The organism is Sphingobium sp. RSMS (assembly GCF_005406185.4).
GTDB classification, from domain to species: domain Bacteria; phylum Pseudomonadota; class Alphaproteobacteria; order Sphingomonadales; family Sphingomonadaceae; genus Sphingobium; species Sphingobium fuliginis.
In genome coordinates this window covers 429,705-452,855 of record NZ_CM191257.1, presented here as the reverse complement: position 1 = coordinate 452,855, position 23,151 = coordinate 429,705, and the positions used below count along the sequence as shown (strand labels likewise).

Annotated in this window: 18 protein-coding genes; 2 read left to right on the top strand and 16 right to left on the bottom strand. The window is 66.6% G+C overall.

Annotation, left to right across the window (positions count from 1 at the left end; all coding sequences use genetic code 11):
• Positions 1-227: 227 nt before the first annotated feature.
• Positions 228-1,475 carry a threonine ammonia-lyase gene (locus EGM87_RS02140; RefSeq protein WP_044661875.1) on the bottom strand — a complete coding sequence of 416 codons (1,248 nt, stop codon included), beginning with the start codon at positions 1,473-1,475 and terminating at the stop codon, positions 228-230.
• A 97-nt stretch (positions 1,476-1,572) separates the two neighbouring features.
• On the opposite strand from EGM87_RS02140, the gene EGM87_RS02135 reads away from it, so the two are divergent.
• Positions 1,573-2,442, top strand: a complete 870-nt coding sequence (locus tag EGM87_RS02135) for an NAD(P)-dependent oxidoreductase (protein WP_025549659.1) — start codon at positions 1,573-1,575, stop codon at positions 2,440-2,442.
• Between the two features lie 53 nt (positions 2,443-2,495).
• A complete protein-coding gene (locus EGM87_RS02130) occupies positions 2,496-4,223 on the top strand; it encodes an amidohydrolase (protein ID WP_137709682.1) in 1,728 nt (575 codons plus the stop codon).
• Positions 4,224-4,286: 63 nt separating this feature from the next.
• Here the strand turns inward: EGM87_RS02130 and EGM87_RS02125 are convergent, their stop codons facing one another.
• The 15 genes from EGM87_RS02125 to EGM87_RS02055 all read right to left on the bottom strand — a co-directional run bounded on the left by EGM87_RS02125 (position 4,287) and on the right by EGM87_RS02055 (position 23,149).
• Positions 4,287-6,026, bottom strand: a complete 1,740-nt coding sequence (locus tag EGM87_RS02125) for an MFS transporter (protein ID WP_137709189.1) — start codon at positions 6,024-6,026, stop codon at positions 4,287-4,289.
• The gene (locus tag EGM87_RS02120) at positions 6,026-6,778 is read right to left on the bottom strand and encodes an FkbM family methyltransferase (RefSeq protein ID WP_137709190.1); all 753 of its coding nucleotides are present in this window, start codon (positions 6,776-6,778) and stop codon (positions 6,026-6,028) included. Before EGM87_RS02120 ends, EGM87_RS02125 begins: the two co-directional genes overlap by 1 nt.
• On the bottom strand, positions 6,775-7,914 hold the full coding sequence (locus tag EGM87_RS02115; RefSeq protein WP_137709191.1) for a glycosyltransferase family 4 protein: 1,140 nt from the start codon (positions 7,912-7,914) through the stop codon (positions 6,775-6,777). The genes EGM87_RS02120 and EGM87_RS02115 overlap by 4 nt, the downstream gene beginning before the upstream one ends.
• Complete coding sequence (locus EGM87_RS02110; RefSeq protein ID WP_171010013.1) at positions 7,911-9,263, bottom strand: hypothetical protein; 1,353 nt, start codon at positions 9,261-9,263, stop codon at positions 7,911-7,913. Before EGM87_RS02110 ends, EGM87_RS02115 begins: the two co-directional genes overlap by 4 nt.
• A 2-nt stretch (positions 9,264-9,265) precedes the next feature.
• Positions 9,266-10,018 (bottom strand): class I SAM-dependent methyltransferase, encoded by a 753-nt coding sequence (locus EGM87_RS02105; protein WP_061936247.1) that lies wholly within the window; start codon positions 10,016-10,018, stop codon positions 9,266-9,268.
• Positions 10,019-10,128: 110 nt separating this feature from the next.
• Positions 10,129-11,274, bottom strand: coding sequence for a glycosyltransferase family 2 protein (locus EGM87_RS02100; protein ID WP_137709192.1), 1,146 nt, complete (start codon positions 11,272-11,274; stop codon positions 10,129-10,131).
• Between the two features lie 3 nt (positions 11,275-11,277).
• Positions 11,278-12,567, bottom strand: a complete 1,290-nt coding sequence (locus EGM87_RS02095) for a sugar transferase (RefSeq protein ID WP_410483110.1) — start codon at positions 12,565-12,567, stop codon at positions 11,278-11,280.
• Between the two features lie 219 nt (positions 12,568-12,786).
• Positions 12,787-14,682, bottom strand: a complete 1,896-nt coding sequence (locus tag EGM87_RS02090; RefSeq protein ID WP_137709194.1) for an XrtA/PEP-CTERM system amidotransferase — start codon at positions 14,680-14,682, stop codon at positions 12,787-12,789.
• 10 nt (positions 14,683-14,692) lie between these two features.
• Positions 14,693-16,213: an exosortase A gene (gene xrtA, locus EGM87_RS02085; RefSeq protein WP_137709195.1), complete on the bottom strand. Its 1,521-nt coding sequence runs from the start codon at positions 16,211-16,213 to the stop codon at positions 14,693-14,695.
• Positions 16,213-17,442, bottom strand: a complete 1,230-nt coding sequence (locus EGM87_RS02080; RefSeq protein WP_137709196.1) for a TIGR03087 family PEP-CTERM/XrtA system glycosyltransferase — start codon at positions 17,440-17,442, stop codon at positions 16,213-16,215. Before EGM87_RS02080 ends, xrtA begins: the two co-directional genes overlap by 1 nt.
• A complete protein-coding gene (locus EGM87_RS02075) occupies positions 17,439-18,500 on the bottom strand; it encodes a FemAB family XrtA/PEP-CTERM system-associated protein (protein ID WP_137709197.1) in 1,062 nt (353 codons plus the stop codon). The genes EGM87_RS02080 and EGM87_RS02075 overlap by 4 nt, the downstream gene beginning before the upstream one ends.
• Positions 18,497-19,342: an XrtA system polysaccharide deacetylase gene (locus tag EGM87_RS02070; RefSeq protein ID WP_137709198.1), complete on the bottom strand. Its 846-nt coding sequence runs from the start codon at positions 19,340-19,342 to the stop codon at positions 18,497-18,499. The genes EGM87_RS02075 and EGM87_RS02070 overlap by 4 nt, the downstream gene beginning before the upstream one ends.
• Positions 19,343-19,349: 7 nt before the next feature.
• Positions 19,350-20,585: an XrtA/PEP-CTERM system-associated ATPase gene (locus tag EGM87_RS02065; protein ID WP_137709199.1), complete on the bottom strand. Its 1,236-nt coding sequence runs from the start codon at positions 20,583-20,585 to the stop codon at positions 19,350-19,352.
• 30 nt (positions 20,586-20,615) lie between these two features.
• A complete protein-coding gene (locus tag EGM87_RS02060) occupies positions 20,616-22,202 on the bottom strand; it encodes a hypothetical protein (protein WP_099185913.1) in 1,587 nt (528 codons plus the stop codon).
• Complete coding sequence (locus EGM87_RS02055) at positions 22,202-23,149, bottom strand: P-loop NTPase (RefSeq protein WP_137709200.1); 948 nt, start codon at positions 23,147-23,149, stop codon at positions 22,202-22,204. The genes EGM87_RS02060 and EGM87_RS02055 overlap by 1 nt, the downstream gene beginning before the upstream one ends.
• Between the last annotated feature and the right edge of the window lie 2 nt (positions 23,150-23,151).

Below are 23,151 nucleotides of genomic sequence, written 5' to 3'. Positions count from 1 at the left end.
CCTTCTCCCTTGAGAAGGACGGGAAGCCTTGGCGACGAAGGAGCCTAGGCTGATCTAGACGAGGAGGAGCGGGCCTGCGGTCCGTGCGATCCGTTGGATCGCAACCCCCTCACCCAGCTACGACTAAGGCAGCAGGCTGCCAAGTCTGCGCAGCCCTCTCCCTCCAGGGAGAGGGATAAAGTGGGTGTCCGCTCTCCACCCTTCTGCTCGCGCAGTCTTCAATAAGGCTAGGCGACCTCGATCGGCGCGACCTCATAGCCCACTGCCCGCAGGGCGGCGATCAGGCGTTCCAGATGGGCGCCGTCCCGCGTCTCGCATTCCACGTCGAGGCTGAGGCCCTTGGCAGGCAGATTGGTGAAGATCCGCTGATGCGACAGTTCGAGGATGTTGACCGCTTCCTGGTCGAAGATCCGCGCCACATGGAACAGCGCGCCCGGCCGGTCCTGCAGGATGATGCGCAGCCGCGCCAGCCGGCCCGAGCGCGCCAGGTCGCGCAGCAGCACATTGGCCAGCAGCCGCGTATCGATATTGCCGCCGGTCAGGATCAGCCCGACGCTGCGCCCGGCGAACAGTTCCTTGTGCGTCAACAGCGCCGCGAGGCCGGCGGCGCCCGCACCCTCCACCACTGTCTTCTCGATCTGGAGCAGCAGGCTCACCGCTTCCTCCAGATGGCGCTCGCTGACCAGCAGCACATCGTCCGCCAGCCGCTCGACGAAGCGGCGGGTGAGTTCGCCCGGTTCCCTGACGGCAATGCCCTCCGCCAGCGTATCGCCGTCACAGGGCAGGTTAGCGCCCTTGATATAGTCGTACATTGACGGATAAAGCTCCGCCTGCACACCATAGACCTTGATGTCGGGCTTCATCGCCTTGGCCGCGGTCGCCACCCCCGAAAACAGGCCGCCGCCGCCGATGGGCACGATCAGCGTGTCGATCTCCGGCGCGTCCTCCAGCATTTCCAGCGCGACCGTGCCCTGCCCCGCCATGATGTCGGGTTCGTCGAACGGATGGACGAAGGTCAGGCCCTGCTCGACCTCCAGCAGCCGCGCATGGGCATAGGCATCGTCGAACTTCTCGCCGAACTGGACGACCGTGGCGCCATGGCCCTGTGTCTGCGTGACCTTCACCGTGGGCGTGGTGTTGGGCATGACGATGGTGACCGGCACGCCCAGCCGCTTGCCGTGATAGGCCAGGCCCTGCGCGTGATTGCCCGCGGAAGCCCCGATCACGCCCTTCCGCTTCGCCTCCTCATCCAGCTGGAGCAGGCGATTGAGCGCGCCGCGTTCCTTATAGGCGGCGGTGAACTGGAGATTTTCGAACTTCAGATAGACTTTGCAGCCGAACATGGCCGACAGCGTCTGGCTGACCAGCGTCGGCGTATGCACGACGGAGCCGGAAATTCGCACCCGCGCCGCGAGGATGTCGTCGACGGAAATGGGCAGCGGCACGGCGCTCTCTATCTTGCTCAGCGTGTTCATGGCGCGCCACCTAGCTTAAAATTGCTTCGGAAGGAACTGGCACTGACCGAAAACTCTGCCTATGGCTTGCGGGCGCGCATCCAACTGATCGAGGCATATGGCTAAAATCGCGTTTATCGGCCTGGGCGTCATGGGCGGCCCGATTGCGGGGCATCTGGCGAAGGCGGGGCATGAGCTGACCGTCTACAACCGTTCCATCGGCAAGGCGAAGCGCTGGGCGGAGGCCTATGGCGGCGCGGTCGCGATCAACCCGGCCAAGGCCGCGGAGGATGCGGAGATCGTCATCAGTTGCGTCGGCACCGACGACGATCTGAGCCAGATCACCCTGGGCCGCGACGGCGCCTTTCGCTCGATGAAGCCGGGCGGCCTGTTCATCGACCATACGACGGTGTCGGCGCGGATCGCACGGCAATTGTTCGTGGAGGGCGAGAGCCGGGGGCTGCATTGCGTCGACGCGCCGGTGACCGGCGGTCAGGCCGGGGCGGAAAAGGGCAGCCTTGCAGTCATGTGCGGGGGCAGCGAGCCCGCGGTCGCAGCCGCCCGGATCGTGATGCAGGCCTATGCGCCGCGCATCGTCCATGTCGGGAAGGCAGGCGCGGGGCAGACCGCCAAGATGGTGAACCAGATCTGCATCGCGGGCGTTGTGCAGGGCCTGGCCGAAGCGCTGCGGTTCGCGCAGGCGGCTGAACTGGACCTCGACACATTGTTCGAGGCGATTTCCGGCGGCGCGGCGCAAAGCTGGCAGATGGACAAGCATTGGAAGACGATGGCAGCGGACAGTTTCGATTTCGGCTTTGCGGTGGATTGGATGCGCAAGGATCTGGGGCTGGCGCTGGAGGAAGCGCGGGCCAATGGCGCCACCCTGCCGGTGACGGCGCTGATCGATCAATTCTATGCCGATGTGCAGGCCATGGGGGGCCACCGGCAGGACACCAGCGCGCTCGTTCGGCGGATCACGCGGGCATGAACAAGGCCGGCATGACCAGCAGCGCCGTCCGCCCCGGGCTTGACCCAAGGACAATGCGCCGCTGCGGCAAGCTCCGCGCGAACGGATGCAGGATTGCCGTCGCCCTTGCCCTGACGCTGCCCGTCCCTGCGCTGGCTTCGGGCATCATCGACAATGTGAACGGCATAGCGCTGGATGCCAATGGCCGCGTGGTGCGTTTCCGGGCGCTCACCATCGACGATGAGGGCAAGGTGGATAAGCTGTTGCCCGACCGCTATCGGGAGCCGGAGCAGCCGCGCCCCCGGAAGCGGAAGAAGAACGAGCCGGAGCAGGCACAGCCCAGCCGCCCCGACTTCAAGCTGGACGCGGGCGGCAAGACGCTGATCCCCGGGCTGATCGACGCCCATGGGCATGTGATGGGCTATGGCCTGTCGCTGATCACGCTGGACCTTTCGGAAACCAAATCGCTGGCGGAGGCGCAGGCGAAGATCAGGGCCTATGCCGCCGCCAATACGGGCCGGAAATGGATCATCGGCAAGGGCTGGAATCAGGAGCTTTGGGGCCTGGGCCGTTTTCCGACGGCGGCCGAGCTGGATGCTGCGGTCAGCGACGTTCCGGTCTGGCTGGAACGGGTAGACGGCCATGCGGGCTGGGCCAATTCGCTGGCGATCAAGGCGGCGGCCGTCACCGCGGCGACCAAGGCGCCACCCGGCGGCCGGATCGAAATGGCGGCGGGAAAGCCTGCGGGCGTGTTCGTCGACAAGGCGATGGATCTGATCACGCGCGTCGTGCCCCCGCCGGCGCCCAAGGATCGCGACATCGCGCTGGAGAAGGCGCAGCAGGCGCTGCTGCGGCAAGGCATTACCGGCATTGCCGACATGGGCACCAGCATCGACGACTGGCAGGCCTTTCGCCGTTCGGCGGACCGCGGCGCGCTGCGGGTGCGGATCATGTCCTATGCCTATGGCCTTGAGAATATGGTGCTGATCGCCGGGCCTGAGCCGACGCCCTGGCTCTATGACGATCATCTGCGCATGGGCGGGGTCAAGCTGATCCTGGATGGCGCGCTTGGATCGCGGGGCGCCTGGCTGAAGGCGGACTATGCCGATGCGCCGGGGCAGCGCGGCCTGGCGATGATCCCGTCCACCCAGCTTCGCAACATCATGAGCCGGGCCGCGATGGACAATTTCCAGATCGCGGTCCACGCCATCGGCGACGCGGCGAACAGCGAAGTGCTGGATGCGGTGCAGGAACTCAGCGAAACCTACAAGGGCGACCGGCGCTGGCGCATCGAGCATGCGCAGATCGTCGATCCGGCGGAACTGCCGCGCTTCGGGCAATATGGCATCGTCGCGTCGATGCAACCGGTGCATCAGACCTCCGACTGGCGCATGGCCACGGCGCGGCTGGGCGAGGCGCGGCTGAAGGGCGCCTATGCGTGGAAGGCGATGCTGGACAATCGCGTGCCGCTGGCCTTCGGGTCGGATGTACCGGTGGAAAGCCCCAATGCCTTCCCCGGCATCGCCGCCGCCATGACGCGGGAAGATGCATCGGGGCAGCCGGCAGGCGGATGGATGCCGGAACAGCGGGTAAGCTTCGAGGCGGCGCTGGACGGTTTCACCAGGACGGCAGCCTATGCGGGCTTCGCGGAAAAGCGCTTCGGCAGTCTGGTGCCGGGGCAGCGGGCGGATTTCCTGCTGATCGACCGGGATATTTCCACGTCAAGCCCGGTTGAGATTCACGGGACGCAAGTGCTGGAGACGTGGATCGGCGGCAAGCGGGTCTATGTGAAGGGGCAGTAGCGGCGGCCAACATGGCGTCATCCCGTTCAATGCCGGCCGTTCAATGCTGGGACGACGACAGGATCAAAGCACAGCCCCCGCCGCGTTGAACGCTTCTTCCTCCGTCTCCGGCAGCGGCGGCTGGACCGGCTTGTCGCAGCCCTCTTCCTTCATATGCGCCCGCAGCGCGTCCATGCGCCCCAGATTCCATCGCGCCAGCGGTACGCCAAGGGGCCGGAACTCCGCGCGGTCGAACAGTTCCACCACATAATTCCTGCAGAGATTGTCCACCTGCTCGAGCGTCAGCATGCCGAGGTTCATCACCATCGGCTTGCCCGGCACGCCGTTGCGTCCCCGCACCAGGTCCGTCACGTAAAGCCCGCCGCGGGGGTCGACCAGCACGACATCGGCCCTGGAAGCGTCGATCATCCTGTGGCTTGCGGCATAGGGCGCGACGAAGCCGTGCGTCCGCCACACGAGAAAGGCGCTGCTGAGCAATGTTATGGCCGCGCCCAGGAACATGGGGCGCATGGCGCCGGTCCGGAAACGCGCCCAGCCAAGGCCCGCCAGCAGGCAGAAAGGCCCGATGAAGCCATGGGCGTAGCGATAGCCCCAGCCATAGCCCTGCGCCAGGGCGAGGGCGCATCCGGCGAAGCAGCCCAGCGCCAGCGGCAGCGCGATCTCCTGCCCCCGGATCGCCTTGCGCCAGCGCATCGCGAACACGCCCAGCGTCGCCAGCGGCACCACCAATATATTGTTCCAGGCGGCAAAGCGGCTGAGATTCACCAGCGGCTGCCAGCGGTCGCCCAACCGCTCGAACAGGCTGCCCACCTTGTCCGCCACGCCTGCGGAAGGACGCACGTCGGTCGGCTGCCCCAACACATGCGTCAGGAAGGCGGGCCATAGCTTCGCCCAGACTATGACGATGGCAGCCAGCACGAGGATGTGGAAGATCGCGACCTTCCACCGTTTCCCAAGCAGCATCCAGAGAATGAAGGGCGCGATGAAGATCGGCGGGAAATGCCACTGGTGCAGCCCCGCCGCCGCCAGCGCGACCACCCCGGCGCTCAGATGCCCGATCAGCCCGCCGCGCAGCACCAGCGCCAGCCAGATCATGTTGAGCGCGAAATGCCCGGTCATGGCGTAGGGCGTCATCGCCGTGACCCAGAGCTGTGCCGAAGACAGGCCCAGCAGCATCGTCACCCAGACCGCGTCGGGCCTGTCGGGGAAAAGGTGCAGCGCCACCCGCCACAGCGCGAACAGCCCCGCCATCAGCAGCACCGGCCCGGCCAGATTCGGGTCGCCCAATTGCCAGAACAGCGCCTGGATTGCGCTGTTCACCGGCAGATAGGCCGCGGTCCAATAATCCGCCGCGCCGAAGGGGGAGAAAAATTCGGGCATGATCGCCCGGCGATAGGCCTCCCACTCCATCGGGATCGGGCGGGCCAGGAAACCCTCCCGCATATAGGCGGCGGCGAAGCGGGCGACCTCCTCGTCGCGGGAGATGGAATAGTCCTGGAACAGCCAGTAATGGCCCGCCCAGGCGATCAGGCCGAACAGCAGCACCAGCGGCACCATTATGCGCGCGCGCGGCGTAGGCAGGCGCCAGCCCAGACCCTCCGCAAAGGGGGCGGCCAGCGTCAGCAGCAGCAATGCGCCCAGAAGCGCCGGAAAATCCTGATCGAGGAACAGGATGACCGCCAGGCTGATGCCCTGCCTGTAGGTCACATGCCAGAGGAAGGTCGCGCCCAGCCAGAGCGTCAGCCCGATCGCGCCCGCAAGGAGCAGACGGGTGGCACTGATGGGGCGCAACCGATTGAACATCAGCCTTCCTGCGGCAGCAGCGCCCGATTGACGAAAATGCCGTCCATCTCGACCAGCAGGGGGAAATGCCCCTTATTGTTGGCGAAGAAGGCGGAGGGGACGAAGCCATGCTCCGCCAGCCAGTCGATCATCGCGCGATAGCCGGTCCCGCCTTCATAGATCGGCCGGACACCGAGTTCGGTCTGCACCCCCGCCATGTCGTGGAGCGCATCGCCTGCGCCTTCGCAGACGGACAGGTCATGCCCCTGCGTATCCATCTTGAGAAAGGGTCGGGTGAAGCCATGGGCGCGCTTCAGTTCGGGCAGCAGGCTTTCCAACCGGCGGCATTGCATGTCGACCGAGCGCGTCACCCTGTTGCGTTCGGCGAAGATCGCGTCCTGTTCCCCGGACGGCGTCTTCAGCGAACTGAACTGGTCGGCCGCCATGATGTTGAAGCTCGCCATGCCGTCGAAATCCGACAGGGCCATGTTGAACACATGCCATTGACGGTCGGACGAGGCATTCCGTTCCAGTTCGGAGAAGATGTCCGGATTGGGCTCGAAGGACAATATCGTGCCGTCGAAGCCCGCATCCTTGCGCAGCATCGTCGCATATTGGCCCCGGTTGGCGCCGACATCGAACACGCAATCGACCGCAAAGGCGCTCAGGAAACGGCGCAGCGCCTGGATTTCCGGATATTGATGCACCCGCCCCGCCAGCGCCAGCCGCACCGCCAGCGCCCGGTCGCGCAGTTCCCGGACATGGCGGCTCATTTCCCGGTCACGCTGCGGTAGATGGCGATGGTGGCCAGCGCCATGTCCTTCCAATTGCCCATTGAATCTCCATAGGTGCGCGCGCGCGCTCCCAAAGCCTGCCTGATGGCCGCGCTTTCTACGAGGGGCAAGAGGGCTTGCGCAAGCGCGGGTGCATTTCCCGCCGGGGTCCTGACGGCGACTTCCTCCGGCAGGCCGGCGAACATGCCCGCGTCCGACGTGACCATCGCCTTGCCATGGTGCAGGGCCGACAGGAAAGCGCCGCTGCTGTCGATATGCCGATAGGGGAAGACCAATATGTCCGCCTTCGCCATATGGGCGTCGAGCCGTTGTTCGGTGAGGAAAGCAAGATCGGCGATCAGCCGCTCGCCAAAGCCGGCGGCATGGACGCTGTCGAGCAGCGGGGCGATGTCCATGAACGGCTTGCCCGCCAGCACCAGTTCGAAACGATGCCCGGCGCGCCAGAGCGACAGGCACGCCTGCAGCAGCAGGTCGACGCCCTTATAGGGGCGGATCGTGCCGAAGAAGAGCAGGCGCGGCAGGACAGCGTCGGGCACCTGCGCCAGATCCTCCGTCCCGGCCGTCGCAAGTCGCATCGGCGGATGCGGCGTCACATGGATGCGTTTCGGATCGATGCCCTGCCGCTCCAGCGCGGTCCGCGTCGTCCCGCCATGGACGATCAGCGCGTCGAACATGTCGAGCAGGCCGCGATAGCCCCTGCCCTGCACCCCGGCGTCGGCATGATAGGCATCGGCATTGTGCACGGTATGGACCAGCGCGGTCCTGCCCTTCAACCGCCGCAACATGATCCGGTCGGCGGGCGCAAGCGGCAGCCATTGCATGTGCGCCACATCGGCCCTGGCCAGTGGGGCGAGGCCGCCCAGCGCGCAGCTGAGCCCATATTCCGCGGCCTTGAGTAGGCGGAAGGCCCGACCTTCACCGATGCGCTGGCGCAGGGTCTCGCTCCGGCGGAAGAAGCGCGGCTCATAGCCATAGCCCTGCGGCACGATGGCATCCGTCTCCCGCATCGGTCGACCGAGCAGGGTGACGTCCACGCCCTCTGCCGCCATCGCCGCGCAGAGGCTGTCGTCATAGCGGCCGGTGAAGAGCGACGGATCGCACATCGCGACCTTCATGCGCGCTTCCCCATCAACTGGCGCAGGGAAAGGCCGTGGATGAATGCCGCGGCGAACAGGGTCAGCGTGTAGAGGATCAGGAACAGCAGGTCGAACCGCTCCGGCGCGAATATCCGGGCCAGCGGCACGCTGAGCAGCGAACCGGCGAGGAAGGGCAAGGATCGGCCGAGCAGCAGCGTGAACCGTCCCAGCGCGCCCTGCACATAGACGGACACGCAGATCAGGGCGAGCGCCAGCAGCGCCCCGCCGATCAGCAGCAGGTCGATCCGGTCGATCGCCGCGCGGCCGTCGAACAGCTTTGCGAACAGCCATTCACCAAGCAGCAGCAAGGCCGCCGAAGCGGCGAGCGCGAAGAAAAGCGCCGCGCCAAGCGCCCGCACCATCAACTGACGCAGCCTTACGCCGTCGCCCGCATGAAAAGCGCGGGTGATCCGGGGCAAGGCCGCCTCCACGGTCGCCCTGACGAGCATGGAAAGCGAGCGGGACATCTTGAAGAAAAAGTCGAAGATCAACATCGGCCGCGCATCATGGGTCGCGGCGGCGATGGTGAAATAAGGCGCGTTATAGGCGAGGATTTCGGAAATGGTGAAGGCAGCCGATGCGCCGATGTCCCGCAGATAATGGCGCCTGACATGGCCGCCACCGACCCTGAAGGACAGCCAGTGCCGCGCCTCCATGCCGAGGCGCCGATGCACCAGGGCGATGGCATAGCCGATCACCGCCGCACTCACGCAAAGTTGCAGGGCGACGGAGACGCGCGGGTCCAGTCCTTGCAGGATGAACAGCAGCAGCGCGATGGTCATCACCCGGCGCAGGCAATCCAGCGCTTCCCAGAGGAAATTGCCGTCCACCGCCGCAAGCGCCCTTTTGGCGAGCAGCGCCGGCAGGTTGAGACAGGCGGAGAGGAAGAAGAGCAGGAACAGCAGCGGCATGCCCGTGCGCAATCCGCCCGCCGCCAGTGAAACCGACAGGATCGCCAGGCCGCCGACGATCAGCAGGCCAAGGAACAGGAACAGGACGCCCATTTCCTCCAGCCGGAATCCACCCGCCCCGTCCTGGCCCGGTCCTGAATTCCCCGGCCCCAAATTCGCCGGCCCCAAATTCCCTAACCAATGCCGCCGCAGCCGCGCATAGACGATACTCGTCAGGCCGAACTCGGCGGAGATGGTGAAATTGCCGAACGCCACCAGCAGCAGGAAGGACTGGAACTCGCGCAGCGGCAGGGCGCGCACGAACACATAGGTGACGGCAAAGCCCCAGATCAGGGTCAGCCCGACATTGGCGAGCTTGATCAGGGCAAGGATGCGCGCCGACCCCTCGATCCGGGCAAGCGCGCTGCCGGGCGGCATGCTCACCGGGCGCCGGTCGCGAGCGGCTTGCGCGCGCGGAACAGCCTGTCGTCCAGCGCAAAATAATGCCGGGTATCGGCATCGATGGCGCTGGCGTCAATCTCCTCCAGATCGAAGCCGGCGGCCCGGATGCGGTCGGCAAAGTCCGGGCCATATTGGCGCACATGGTCCCATTGACCGAAACGCCGTTCGCGTTCGCGCGGAGGCATGTCGAAGCTGCCATCCTCGGTCGGCCTGTCCCATAATGGGACGATCAGCCAGGCTTCGCCGCCGGGCTTCAGCGCGCGATGGATGTTGCGCAGCACGGCATGATCGTCCGGCACATGCTCCATCACATGGCTGGCATAGAAAAGGTCGTAGCGGTCGCTGGCATCGAGCGCCATCAGGTCGACGCGCCGCATGTTCGGCACATGGTAGCGGCCGGGATCGAGATCGGCGGGGGTATAGTCGGCGGCGGTGGAGAAGCGGCGCACCAGGCTGCCTTCATTGGGCGCCATGTGCAGCACCGCGCCCTGTTCCGGCACGGTCAGCACATGGCCCGCGATCAGATGGTTCATCAACCGTTCGCGCGGGGAAGCGCCGCAGTTCGGACAGCCCCATTCGGCATTGTCGCCATAGCGGAAAAACCCCACCACCGCCTGCCCACAGGCCGGACAGGCCCGGTTCGCCCGCGCGCCCATGGCTTTGCGCACGGCCAGCATTGTCCGGGTCAGATGCTTGCCGGCGGCTTTCGCCACCCGCTGGAAAGTGATCACGCCTTGGCTCCAAAAAGCAGTTGGCACCGGCCTATACAATATGCCGCCGCTTTGGCGAGCGATTCCGTTGTGCGTGGCCCATCAGACCCGACATCCCGCAAAGGCGGGAATCAGCGCGACTTGGCGGGGTTCCAGATAGTCACGGTTCGTCCCGTCATCGCCTTGGCCACGCCCTGCAAGGTCGCGAAATAGGCGAGCACGATGTCCACCGCCGCCGCGAAGGGTCCGCCCTTGGACCGCAGCCCGCGCCACAGGATGAATACCCCAGTCAGTCCGCCAACCATGTAGAGCATCGGGGAAATCCGCATCGCCAGCGTCCCCGCCGCGACGATCCCCGTCAGTATGAAGAGACCGCCGAACCATCGCACGATCTTGCGCGAGGCATATTTGAACCTGTCGACCCCGCGCATCCGTCGCAATTGCGGCCGCAAATGGCTGTGCGTATGCCAGGCGCGGGCGGCGATGCGCACCTTGCGCCGATATTCGTCGCCACGCGCCGCCACCAGCCGCTCCCGGGCGATCACGTCCTTCGCCTTCACCAGCCGCTTGCCGGCGAAGACCACCGCCATCGACACCGTCAGATCGTCCAGCACGCTGTCGGGAAAGTCGGGATAGAGCGCCCGGCGGATGGAGAAGATCGACCCGTCGGCCCCCAGCACATTGCCGGTGCGCGATTCCTCGTCCTTCAACCGTTCCTCGATCCGCCAGTAGAGTGACCCGACCGAGGCTGTGGCGCTTTCCCCGTCGCCCATATAATGCAGGGACCCCAGCACGCCTCCGATGTCCGGATCGGCATAGCGCGCCAGCAGATTGTCGATGGCGTCGGGGTCCAGCATCACATTGGCGTCGGTGAAGATCAGCACATCGCCCTGCGCCCGCGCCGCCAGCAGCTTCATGCCATGCGCCTTGCCGCAGCGCCCCGGCCCGCGCAGCAGCGTCACCAGATCGCCCCGCGCTTCGATCAGCGCCGCCGTCTCGTCCGACGAGCCGTCGTCGAAGGCCAGTATTTCCAGCGCCGGATGGCGCGCCTTCAACATCGCCAGATTGGCCAGTTTTTCCGGCATCGCCGCTGCCTCATTATAAGCGCAGAAGAGCAGCGATGCGGATGGCGGCGGCCCGGCGGCCGGCTGCTCCGCCTTTGTCGGCAGCAAGCGCAGGATCAGGGGGTAGAAGAGAAACGGCCAAGCCACCGCCACCAGCGAGAGCAGCAGCGTGAGGGCCGCGATCAGGTCGATGCTGTCCGTCAACCGGCCCATCCCTCAATAGGCCTTGTGGTGCACCAGCACGCCGATGGTCGCGACGATGATGCGCAGGTCGCGCCAGATCGACCATTTGGTGACATATTCCAGGTCCGACTGGAGCCGGTCGATCAGGTCCTGATGATGGTCGGTCGATCCGCGATGGCCGCGCACCTGCGCCAGTCCGGTCATGCCCGGCTTGATGCAATGCCGCTCCCAATAGCGCTCGTCCACTTCCCAATAGAGCCGGTCGCCGGCCTTCGCGGCGGCCGCATGGGGGCGCGGGCCGACGATGCTCATGTCGCCGCGCAGCACGTTGAACAGTTGCGGCAGCTCATCGATGCTGGTCTTGCGCAGGAAACGGCCCACAGCCGTCACCCGATCGTCATCGCGCGCCGTCAGCTTGTCGGCCTTCCGGTCGCTCGCCTCCGCCCGCATGGAACGGAATTTATATATGTTGAACGGCCGGGCGTCGCGGCCGATGCGCGGCTGGCGGAAGATGATCGGGCCGGGACTGGTCAGCTTCACCGCCAGCGCCGCCGCGATCAGCACCGGGGAAAGCGCGATGGTGGCCGCCGTCGCGACGACGATGTCGAAGAATCGCTTGATCAGGCGGTCGCGGAACTGGAACGGCCCGCCCGCGACGATGATCGTCGGCTGACCGTCGAACTCGTCCACCCGCGCCGGGGCGAAGCGCAGCAGTTCCGGCACGACGATCTCGCCCCGCGCCGACAGGGACTTGAGCGCCACCGACCAGTCGTCCATCCGCTCCATCGGGCAGGCGACGATCACCCGTTCCGCCATGCCCACGGCCGCGGCGAGCCGCGCCGCCATGTCCGCGTCATGCCCCTTGGGCTGCAGGCCGGCGGCCTCAGCCTCGATCACATGCATGTGCGGGCCGGTGTCGATGGTCACGCCGTCCATGATGACCACGGTCAGATGCGGCACCTCGCCCAGCAGATGCGCGCCGAGCCGCCCGATGGCGAGTCGGACGGCAGCCACGCCAACTGCCGAAATGCCCAGGCCGACGATGAAGGTCAGACGCGAAAGCTGTTCCGCGATCTTCCCCAGATAGACGATCAGCAGCATCAGCATCGCCGCCTGCGCCAGCGCCATCAACCCCCGGAAAATGCCGCGCCGCAGATCCTCCAGCATATGGATGCCATAGGCGCCGCCCTGCACGCCGAGCAGCACGTAAAGCGGCGCGATCATCGCGAACATGACGATGCCGTGCGGCTTGCCCGGTTCGCCCAGCCATGCGCCCAGCACCAGATAATTGGCGAGCAGAAAGGACAGGAAAAGCCCCGCCATGTCCCCCAGCAGACACAGCAGGTACAGGCGCACCCGCAATATTTCCTTGGAGACTGTCACTTATGGACCCTGATCAGCTTGGCGTGTCCGCTCCGTTGGCACTGGTCGGAGCAGCTTTCAAGAGTTTGAATGGAGATCAACGAGTTCCTGCCAAGGCGGGAACCCGGCTCTGACCTCGCGATCGGGCTCCTGCCTTCGCAGGAGCGTGCATCGTCCGGATCAAAGCGCAAACAACCTTCCCAAAGCCTTGTCGAGCATCAGCAACTGCCACAGCAGCCGCCCATGATCGGCCAGCCCGGCCTTGTGATCCGCCGCGATCTTGCCGAGCATCTTCGCGTCGAACCAGCCGGTCTTCGCCAATGCAGATCCTCCTGCGATCGCTGTCGCCTCCCCGGCCAAGGGTCCACGGAACCAGGCGCTGATCGGGGTCACGAAGCCCATTTTCGGGCGGTAGAGTATGTCCTGCGGCAGGAAAGGCTCCATCGTCTTCTTCATCAGATATTTGCCGCTGTTCCCCCGAATCCGCTGCGCCACGGGGAGCCGCGCGGCGAACTCGACCAGCCGGTGGTCGAGCAGGGGCTCCCGCGCCTCCAGGCTGACGGCCATGCTCATCCGGTCGGTCTTGGTCAGGATGTCGCCCGGCAGCCATATGCGAATGTCGGCATATTGCGCCCGGTCCAGCGGATCGCGCGCGGGCGCCTCCGCCATGGTCCTGATATAGCGATCTTCCGCCCGATAGGCGCCGAGCCGGGTCTTCATGTCCTGGCTGAACATCCGCTGCCGCAGCGCATGGGGCGTCACGCCGACCGATGCGGCATAGGCTTCCCCGCCCTCCCCCGCCAGTTCGAGCAGGGTCGATTTCGCGCGCAGGGGGCGGGGCGCCCAGTCGGCCTTGGGATACCAGCGGCCCAAAGTCCCGAACAGCGGTTGCCGCACCGAAGCCGGGATCAGCGAGCGCAGCCTTTCGCCCTGCATCTGGAACCGATGCCGCCGATAGCCGGCAAAGGCCTCGTCCGCGCCGTCTCCGGAGAGCGCCACCGTCACCTGCTCCCGCGCCAGTTCGCACACCCGATAGGTCGGCAGCGCGGAAGCATCGGCAAAGGGTTCGTCGAAATGGAGCGCCAGCGTGTCGATCAGCCCATAATCATCGGGCGATACGATGCGGGTGCGATGGTCGGTGGCGAAGCGCCGCGCCACCCTGTCGGCATAGGCGGTCTCGTCCAGTTCCCTGACGTCGAAGCCGATGGTGCAGGTCTTGACCGCCTGTTTCGACGCCTCCGCCATCAGCGCGACGACGCTGCTGCTGTCCACTCCACCCGACAGGAAGGCGCCCAGAGGCACGTCCGCCACCATCCGGGATCGGACCGCCTGTCGCATCAGCGCGACCAGTTCCTCCTCCAGCGCCTCCGGCCTCGCCCTGCTGCGGTCGGCGAAGCTGACGTCCCAATAGCGCTGCGGCTGCGGCAGGGGCCGCCCGCGCACGATGCGCAGCGACTCTCCCGCGCCCAGCTTGCGCACGCCTGCGACCAGGCAGGCGTCGTCGGGCACATAGCCGTAAGCGAGATAATCCTCGACCGCCGACAGGTCCGGCGCACGCCGCAATAGGGGATGGGCGAGCAGGCTCTTCAGTTCCGAACCGAAGATCAGGCTGCCGTCCGACAGCAGCGCATAATGGAGCGGCTTCACCCCCAGCCGGTCGCGCACCAGCCAGAGCGCCTGCGCCCGCGCGTCGAACAGGGCGAAGGCGAACATGCCGTTGAACTTCTCTACGCAGGCCTCGCCCCATTGGCGATAGCCGTGCAGGATGACCTCCGTATCGCTATGCGTGCGGAAGACGTGGCCCTTGGCCTCCAGTTCCGTGCGGACTTCCCGAAAATTATAGATTTCGCCGTTGAAGACGACGGCCAGGCTGTCATCCTCCGTCAGCATGGGCTGCGCGCCGCTGCCCAGATCGATGATCGAGAGGCGCAGATGGCCCAGCCCGACGCCGGGCGCGGTCCAGATGCCGCTGTCGTCCGGCCCGCGCCACGGCATGGCGTCCAGCATCAGCCCGACCCGCGCCGGATCGACCGGCTTGGCCGTTTCAAGATGGAAAATGCCCGCAATTCCGCACATTCGAAGGGTCTTAGCGGGTTCGGAGGCTGCGGTCAGCCAAATCCTTCACATCGCCCAGATCATGGAGGAAGGCGGCGATGGCGGCGTCCGAAGGGCGGCCTGCCCGTTCCTCTGCCGAAACCATGATGGCGGCGGCGCGCTGGTCAGTGCCCAACAGGCGCGCCTTCATCGTCTCCAGCTTGACGAGATGGGCGCTGCCGGTGGGCTGGCCCTTGCCGACGGCATAGAAGCTGACGACATGGCGCACCAGCCGGCCCGGGCCGGTGATCTGCTCGCCGCGCGCATTTTCGGGCGCGGCGGCGGGCTGCGACCAGGTCCATCCGCTGTCGGTGCCCGCCGCGCCCTGACCGAAGCCGACCAGTTCGCGCCCCTCATCCTGCCGGTCGAAGGTCGCAATGGCGAGATCGACCACCTGTCCCTCCGCATTGCGGTATCTCGCCATGGCCAGATAATCGGCGCCGTCGAAGCGCGGCCGCCAGAGCGGGAGCGGCGGTTCGTCGCTTCGGACCCAGCCCTTCACCTCCGGCATGGCGGGTGCGCCGGGCAGAGGCTGGCCCACCGCGGCGCTCGCCGCCAGCCACAGGGGCGCGGCCACGATCATCGCCAGCGCGCCGCCCGCGACGGCGCCCGGCGAAGAATGGCCTTCATGGCGCAGATGTTCGGGATCGAACCAGGGATCGCCGGGCTGCCGGTCGAAAAAGGGCCAGGCCATCGCCATCACCACGATCATGATGACGGCGAAGAACAGCCAGCCATAGACCACATGATCGAAGCCCGCCGCCGCATCGATGGTGGTCACTTCCGCGACGAAGATGGTGGCGAAGGCGCGCACGCCGTTCGCCAATATCGACAGGGAAAGCGCGCCGATCATGAAGGCGACCCGCCGTTTCCAGCTGGTGAAGCAGACATTGCAGACGAGCAGGCCATAGGCCGTCATGGCGATCACGAACTTCGCGCCGGAACAGGCCTCCGCCACCTCGAAATAGCCATTGGGCGTGGTGATGAAGATGCCCTGCATCTGCGCCGGAATACCGGTCAGGCCGAGCAGGATCATGCTGATATGCGCCGTCACCAGTTGCAGGGGCGCGACGATCTCCTCGCCGAAGGGCACCATGAAGAAGGCGTAGAACAGCGGAAAGAGCAGCGCCCGCGCCACGGCCGGTCCCAGCAGCGCGATGACAGAACCCTGCAACATCAGGATCAGCGCGCCGTGCCGCAACACGGCCACGCCCGCCGCCGCGCCCAGCATCCAGGCGAAAGCGCCCAGCCCCAGCCAGATAAGCCCCGGCGCCCAGGCGGATGGCTCCAGCCGGCGCAGGCCGGGCAAACGCTGCTGCACCAGCCATGCGACAAGAAACGGCACGAACAGACAATGGCCATAGGTCGAGGCGTTCCACCAGATCGCCATCATGCCCAGCAGGTCGCGGTGGAACAGCGCCAGGATCGTGCCGGCGATGATGGCGAACGCCGTCAGATGGCCGCGCCAGCCGGACAGCTTCACCTCCGGCCGCATGGGAAGCGCGCCTTCCATCACGCGGCCCTCATGTCGGCGGCACCCGGCGATCCGAACAGCATGTCCGGCAGCTTCGCCAGCGTCGCGGACCAGCGGTAGCGCTCCTCCATCCGGGATCGCGCCGCATGGCCAAGGCACGCGGCGCGGGTTGGATCGGCGAGCAGCGCAAGAAGCGTCTCCGCCTCCTGCCCCGGGTCGGCGGCGATCAGCAGGTGCTCGCCATCGCGGGCGTCGATCCCTTCGGCGGCCTGGGGGGAGGCGACGACGGGCCGCGCCATGGCCATCGCCTCCAGCACCTTGTTCTGGATACCCCGCGCGATCCGCAGCGGCGCCACCACCACGTCCGCCGCCGCCAGCCAGCCGCGGACATCGGGCACGGCGCCGGTCACGATCACGCCCGGCAAAGCCGCCAGCGCCTGCACCGATTTCGTGGGATTGCGGCCGACAATGGCGAAAAGCGCCTGCGGACAGCGGGCGCGGATCGCGGGCAGGGTTTCGCGGGCAAAGCTCTCAACCGCCTCGACATTGGGCCGATAGTCCATCTGGCCGGTGAAGACGAGCAGCCGCCCGTCCGGCCGATCCACGGCGGGGAAATCCGCCGAGGGATCGAAAAAGTCCAGCGCGACGCCATTGTCGATGCCAACGATTCTATCGGGGCCCAGCCCGCTTTCGCGCCGGAACAGCGCGGCCTCCGCCTCGCTCACAAAGGCGCAGAGGTCGGCGCGTTCAGCCACCTTCCGCTCGAAGTCCAGCAGCATGCGCCCTTCGCGCCGGTTGATCCAGGCCATGGGGCCGGAGCCCTGCGCGCCATAAGCGGCATATTTGGCCGAATCGAAATCCACGAAATCCATGACGAAGCGCACCCCGTCCGGCAGCATGGGCACGAAATGCGCCATCTGCGCCGAATAGGTGACGACCGCCGCAATGGGCCGTTCCGCCAGCGTCTTCGCGACCCAGCGATGCAGATCGGGATGATCGAACAGCGACACCAGCAAGGGCTGCCCCTTCGCCAGCCCTTTGAGGCCCGCCATGATGCGCGAGCGGTCGCGCATCAGCACGCACTGGCTGGCTGTCAGCTTCGCCATGTCGGGCGCAAAGCCCATGTCCCGCGCGTCGTCGGCAAAGCAGCCGACATGGACGGGCGCGACCTCCGCCATCCGCTCCAGCAGATGATAGGACCGGATCTTGTCGCCCCGATCCGGCGGAAAGGGGATGCGATGGCAGAGGAAGAGGATGTCCCCCCTCACCCCAGCCCCCGCGCGATGAGCGGTCCGATGAGGTTCGCAACCGGCAGGGGCAGCTTCTTCCAGAGGTCGATCCGCCGCTGATAGTGCGGGCTGTTGGGATCGATGTCCCGCCGCTCGCCCGTGGCCGACCAGCTATGATAGGAAAGCGGCACGGGGTCGAAGCCAAAGCTCTTCTTCCACGCCGCCTGTCCGCTGCCTGTCTTGGAACGGCCGAAGTCGAAGACGCGCATGCCCCGCGCCCGGCCATGACCCATCAGCCGGAAATACATGAGTTCGTTCGACCGCAGCCGCCGCGCATCCGCAATGCCGCCGCCCCAGAAGGGCATGACCCGCCCCTGATGATAGAGGGTCAGCACCGCCGAAACCGGCCGTTCCCCCTCATAGACCGCCAATATGTCCGCATCCTCGGCAAAGGCCGCCAGCACCTCGCGGAACAGCCGTGCCGGGAAGACCGGCGTGCCGAGATTGCGTACGCTTTCCGAATAGACGCGGTAATGCGCCTGTCGATGCCGCGCCTCCCGCCCGATCTCGACGCGCAGCGCGTCATTGGCCAGCGCCTTGCGCAGCTCCGCCCGGTGCTTGCGCGGCACGGCGAGCAGTTCCGCCTCATCATCCGCCGCGATAGGGCGCGCAAAGCCCAGATGGCTGCCCTCATGCAGCGCCCAGCCCCTGCCCGGCGCCGGACCGCCACGGATTTCGACCGAGGCGATGCCGCCGTCCCGCGCCATGCCCTCGCAGGCTGCGGCCAGAGCAGGCACCGCCGCCGGATCGCTGGCGAGAATCCCGCCGTCGACGGCAAAGCCCGACGACACCAGAGCCTGCCCGAACAAGGCGCTTTTCACATGATGCAGCGGCAGCAGCCCGGCCATCTCCCCCGAAGGCGCCACGGCGGCCAGCATGTGCGCCCGATTGCCGGTCCCACGCTCCACGCCCGTCAACCAGGCCGGCCGGTGGAAGGGCGTCCCCGCCGGATGCGCCATCACGAATTTATCCGCCGCGCTCCGCTGCGCCGGATCGTCGAGGTCCAGCGCGGTGACGAGCATTTCCCCCGCCATCATGCCGCCCGCTCCGCTTCCTGCGCCGCCAGCGCATCCAGGCGGGTCCATGAAAAGTCCCGCGTCAGACGACGCAGCTTGGCCGCCATGACCGACAGATTGCTGTAATGCCGCACCCGTGAGCGCAACGGCGCGCCCTCGACGCGCGGCTGGCCGGGGTCGATCTCCCACGGATGGAAATAGATGATCGCCGGCCGCCCATCCCGCTGGTTCACCTGCCGGATCGCCCAGCGCGAAAAACCATAGGGCAGCAGCCGGAAGAAGCCGCCGCCGCCTGCCGCCAGCGTTCGCCCCGCGAATCTTGCGGTGGTCACGGGCAGTTCGACCAGCGGCGATCCCTTGACCGGCCGCCAGGCGAAGCGCGGCGTTTCGGGCCATCCGTAATGATCGTGCCGGATCGGCGCGACGCTGCTGGAATAGGCATAGCCTTCCTCCGCCAGCACTTCATGCGCCCAGGGGTTGCGCCGGTCGATGGAAAAGCTGGGCGCGCGATAGCCCGTCACCGCCTGGCCGGTCGCATCCTCCAGGATCGCCCGCGACCGGCGCAGGTCGGCGCGGAACTGCGCCCCGTCGAAGGTGAAGACCCGCTTATGGTCATAGCCATGGCTGGCGACCTCATGCCCCGCCGCGCTGATGCGCCGCATCAGCGCCGGATAGCGCTCCGCCACCCAGCCAAGCGTGAAGAAGGTCGCGCTGACCCCCGCCTCCTCGAACAGCGCCAGCACCGCATCGGTGTTGCGCTCGACGCGATGGGTCAGGCCCGCCCAATCCTCGCGCCGGATCGTGCGCTCGAAAGCGCCGACCTGGAACCAGTCCTCGACATCGACGGATAGGGCGTTCAGCATGGGTCCGTCAGGCGGCGGCGCTTTGCTGCGTTTCGCCCAGCCTTTCCTCGCGCTCGACCCATTCGACCAGCAGCGTCAGCACCCGGCGCAGCGCCGTGTCCTGCTCCGTCACGCGGAACTCCAGCGTGGAAAGCCGTTCCTCGACAAGGGCGAAGCAGTCCTTCAGCGCTTCGGGATCGACGCTCGGCGCGCTGCGGGCAAAGTCGTTCTCGGCCCGAAGCGTGTCGATCTCCGCCCGCAGGGAAGCGATCTCGTCGAGCAGGTCCGCGGCCGGCCCGGGGCTGGCGGCCCGCAGCGCCTCCACCTCGGCGCGCAAGGACGCAACCTCGTCGGAAACCGCGGGGTCGGCCGCGAACGGCACGGCAGCAGGCATGTCCGCCAGTTCCCCGGCATCGTCCAGCACGCTGCGCGCCATCGGTTCCGGCGTTACGTCCGCGTCCGCGCCCATGTCGTTCACCACCGCATAGACCACTTCGGCATCGATCACCGAAAGCTGGTCGAGCGCGCCCAGCAGCAGCACGCGGCTGACCAGCACGTTGATCCGGCGCGGCACGCCGCCGGTCGCGGCATAGATGGCGGCGAAAGCCTCCGGCGTGAATTGCGGATCGCCCTGCCATCCGGCCAGCGACAGGCGGTGCAGTATATAGGGTTCGACCTCCCGCCGCATCATCGGTTCCAGATGATGGGTGGCGATCACCCGCTGGCGAAGCTGCTCCAGTTCCGGCGATTTCAGCAGGTCGCGAAATTCCGGCTGGCCCAGCAGGAATATCTGCAACAGCGACTGCCCGCCCAACTGGAAGTTGGACAGCATCCGCAATTCCTCGATCGCGGAAATGGGCAGGTTCTGCGCCTCGTCCACGATCAGCAGCGACCGCTTGCCCGCTCGCGCCTGCGCATGGAGCCAGCCCTCGATCTGCTTCAGTATCTGCGCCTTGGGCATGCCGTCGACGCCCAGGCCGAAGCTCTGCGCGGCAAGGCGCAGCATGTCGTCGCCCTCCACCTGGGTCGAGACGATCTTCACGGCCGTCAGGCGCGACGGGTCGATGGTGTTCATGAGGTGCCCGACCAGCGTCGTCTTGCCCGCGCCGATGTCGCCGGTGATGACGATGAAGCCTTCTCCCTGCGCAAGGCCATAGCCCAGATAGGACAGCGCCTTGCGATGGGTCGCGCTCTCGAAATAGAAATGCGGGTCCGGCGTCAGCTGGAACGGGCGTCCCTGCAATCCGTAGAACTGGTCGTACATGACTATCTCTCCACCCGACGGGGCATTGGCTTAAAATGTGTAGCGAAGGCCAAGCTGGCCCATGGCGTTGATGACGGCGTCCAGATTGTCCGCCTTGGCACTGTCGACGCCGACCGAGGCGGACGCCTGCAGATTGCGCGTGACGAGCCGGTAATAGCTGGCGAAGGCGCCCAGGTTCAGCACGTCCAGCCGGTTGCCGCTGGCGTCGAAATAATTGGCATAGACGGCCGTATCGATGCTCGACTGGCTGTCGACACGATAGGTGAGCGAGGCGTTGCCGTACCAGTTCTGGTCCCGCGTGCCGCGCACCAGCACCGTCTCACCCGAAGGCGTCACGAATTTGCGCTGCGAATAGCCAAGGCCGACACCCATGCCCCAGGGCCCGCGCTCCGCCGCGAACTGGGCCGCCACGCCGCGATAGCGGAAATTGGCCCCCGTGACCCCGGCCAGCGCATCGTTGAAGCACTGCCCGCCCCCGCTGGTGGAGAAGGCGCAGCCGGTGAAATCGCCGGTGAAGGGATTGCGCACGATATTGAGGTCGCTGCCCGAAAGCGCCGCCACATCGGAAGTGATGACGCGCCCGAAGCTGTCGATGCCGTCGAACACGACCAGGGCGAACGACTTGTCCCGGCCCTGCCAGATGAAGCTGCCCGAATAGGTCATGCCGCCATAGCGCTCGCCCACCCGCGCGGTCAGCGAGGTGCGGTGGCTCGGCCGCCAGAGCACGCCGACATCCCAGATGATGTCGTCGAAATCATAGATGAGCTGGCGAGGCGAACTGTCGTCGGTGACGTAGCGGCCGCTGGAGGAGATTACCGGCACGCCATTGCCATCGAGCAAGGGCGAACGCTGGCTGATCTCGATCTTCTCATAACCGATGCCGCCGATCAGGGCGAGCGTGGGGGATACCGGCAGGGTGGCGTCGAGCCGCGCCCATTTGTCCTCGAACCGCTGGTCGAGCTGGCTTGCATCCTCCCGGCTATAGCCTGCGCTGGCGACGAGGCCCAGCGGCATCCACACCCCCGGCCCGACGCCGACGGAACCCATCAGGTCATGGGTGGTCGATTCCGCGAAGCCATTGCCCAGAGGCGCACCGGGGAAATCGACATTCACGTCATCCTCGACCCGCGCATAGCCGAGCCGGTAGGAGGCGCTGATGTCCAGATCGCCCAGCCGCGTGACATAGGACGGGCCGACATAGCCTGCATAGACCTGGCTGCTATAGCCGTCATTGCGCACCGACGCGCCCGAGAACCCGTCCGTGCGGACCCGCGTCGCCAGGCCGCCTGCATTCAGCGACAGCCCGCGCGCTAGGCCATATTGGCCGCTGACGATCCCGCTGATGATGTCCTGATCGCTGAGGTCATCGCCCCAGCCGAAGCTATGTGCATATTGCAGGTCCGCAGCGGCTTCCAGCCGCCGCGTCTGCACGCTGGCGGTCACGCCCGCGGTGACGTTGGTATAGGTCAGAACGTCGCCGCCGCCCTGGATCGGCGCGACCACGACCTGGTCGATGCCGAGATAGGGCGTGACGTCGACCTTGCGCTGCTCGTCCCGCGCAAGGGCGGGCGAGGCCAGGGCGATCCCCGCGAGAAGAAGGGTTATGCGAGAGATCATCAGCCCGCATGCTCCCCATCATGGCCATGCGCATAATAGCTGCCGAAACGCCGTCCGCCGCTGGCGAAGTTCACACCGTTCAGGAGCAGCTTCACCTTGGACGCGCCCTTGAGCAGTCCGGCCGCATCGCGCAGCGCGCTTTCCGTCGTCCTGTCCGCCCGCACCACCAGCAGCGCGACGGCGGCGTGGCCGGCCAGCACAGCCGCAGGAGAAGCGGCCAGCAGGGGCGGCGAATCGAACAGGACGATGCGGTCGGGCCGTCCCTCGGTCAGGCGGCCCAGCAGCATTTCCGTCCGCGCGGAGGCCAGATATTCGGTGTCGTTGTTGCTCCGCTGTCCGGCCGGGAGCACGGAGAGAGAGGGAATGTCGGTGCGCAACACGCAATCCTCGATGGCAATCGCCGGATCGGCCAGCGCGTCCATCAGGCCCGGCCCTGCGGTCAGCCCCAGCGCCTGCGGGATGCCGGGCTTGCCGAAATCGGCGTCGACCAGCAGGATTTCGCGATCCTTCTCCGCCGCCAGGCTGAGCGCCAGGTTGATCGCGCAGAAGCTCTTGCCATCCCCGCTATGGGCGGAGCAGACCAGCACCCGGTTGCCCCGCGCATTGCCCGCCAGTTCGGCCAGCAGGTCGCGCTTGAGCAGCCGGAACTCCTCGCTCATCGCGGTGACGGGACCGTCGGGCAGCAGATAGCCCGCCTCGACCAGCGCGATGCGGTCGATCGGCTGAACCGGCCCGGTCCAGTCCGGCGCGCGATAGCCGGGGGCCGGCGTTTCGGGGACCGGCGTTTCGACGGCGGCGGGCGCGGGTTGCGCGGCCTCCACCACGGGTTCGCCCGCCGGAACTTCGACCGCGGGCGCCGCGCGCCCGCGCAGGGCCGCGCTGAAATCGTAGATTTCGGTCGCCCGCTCGATCAGCGATCCGCCGGAAAGGGACTTGTGCCTGTTCATAT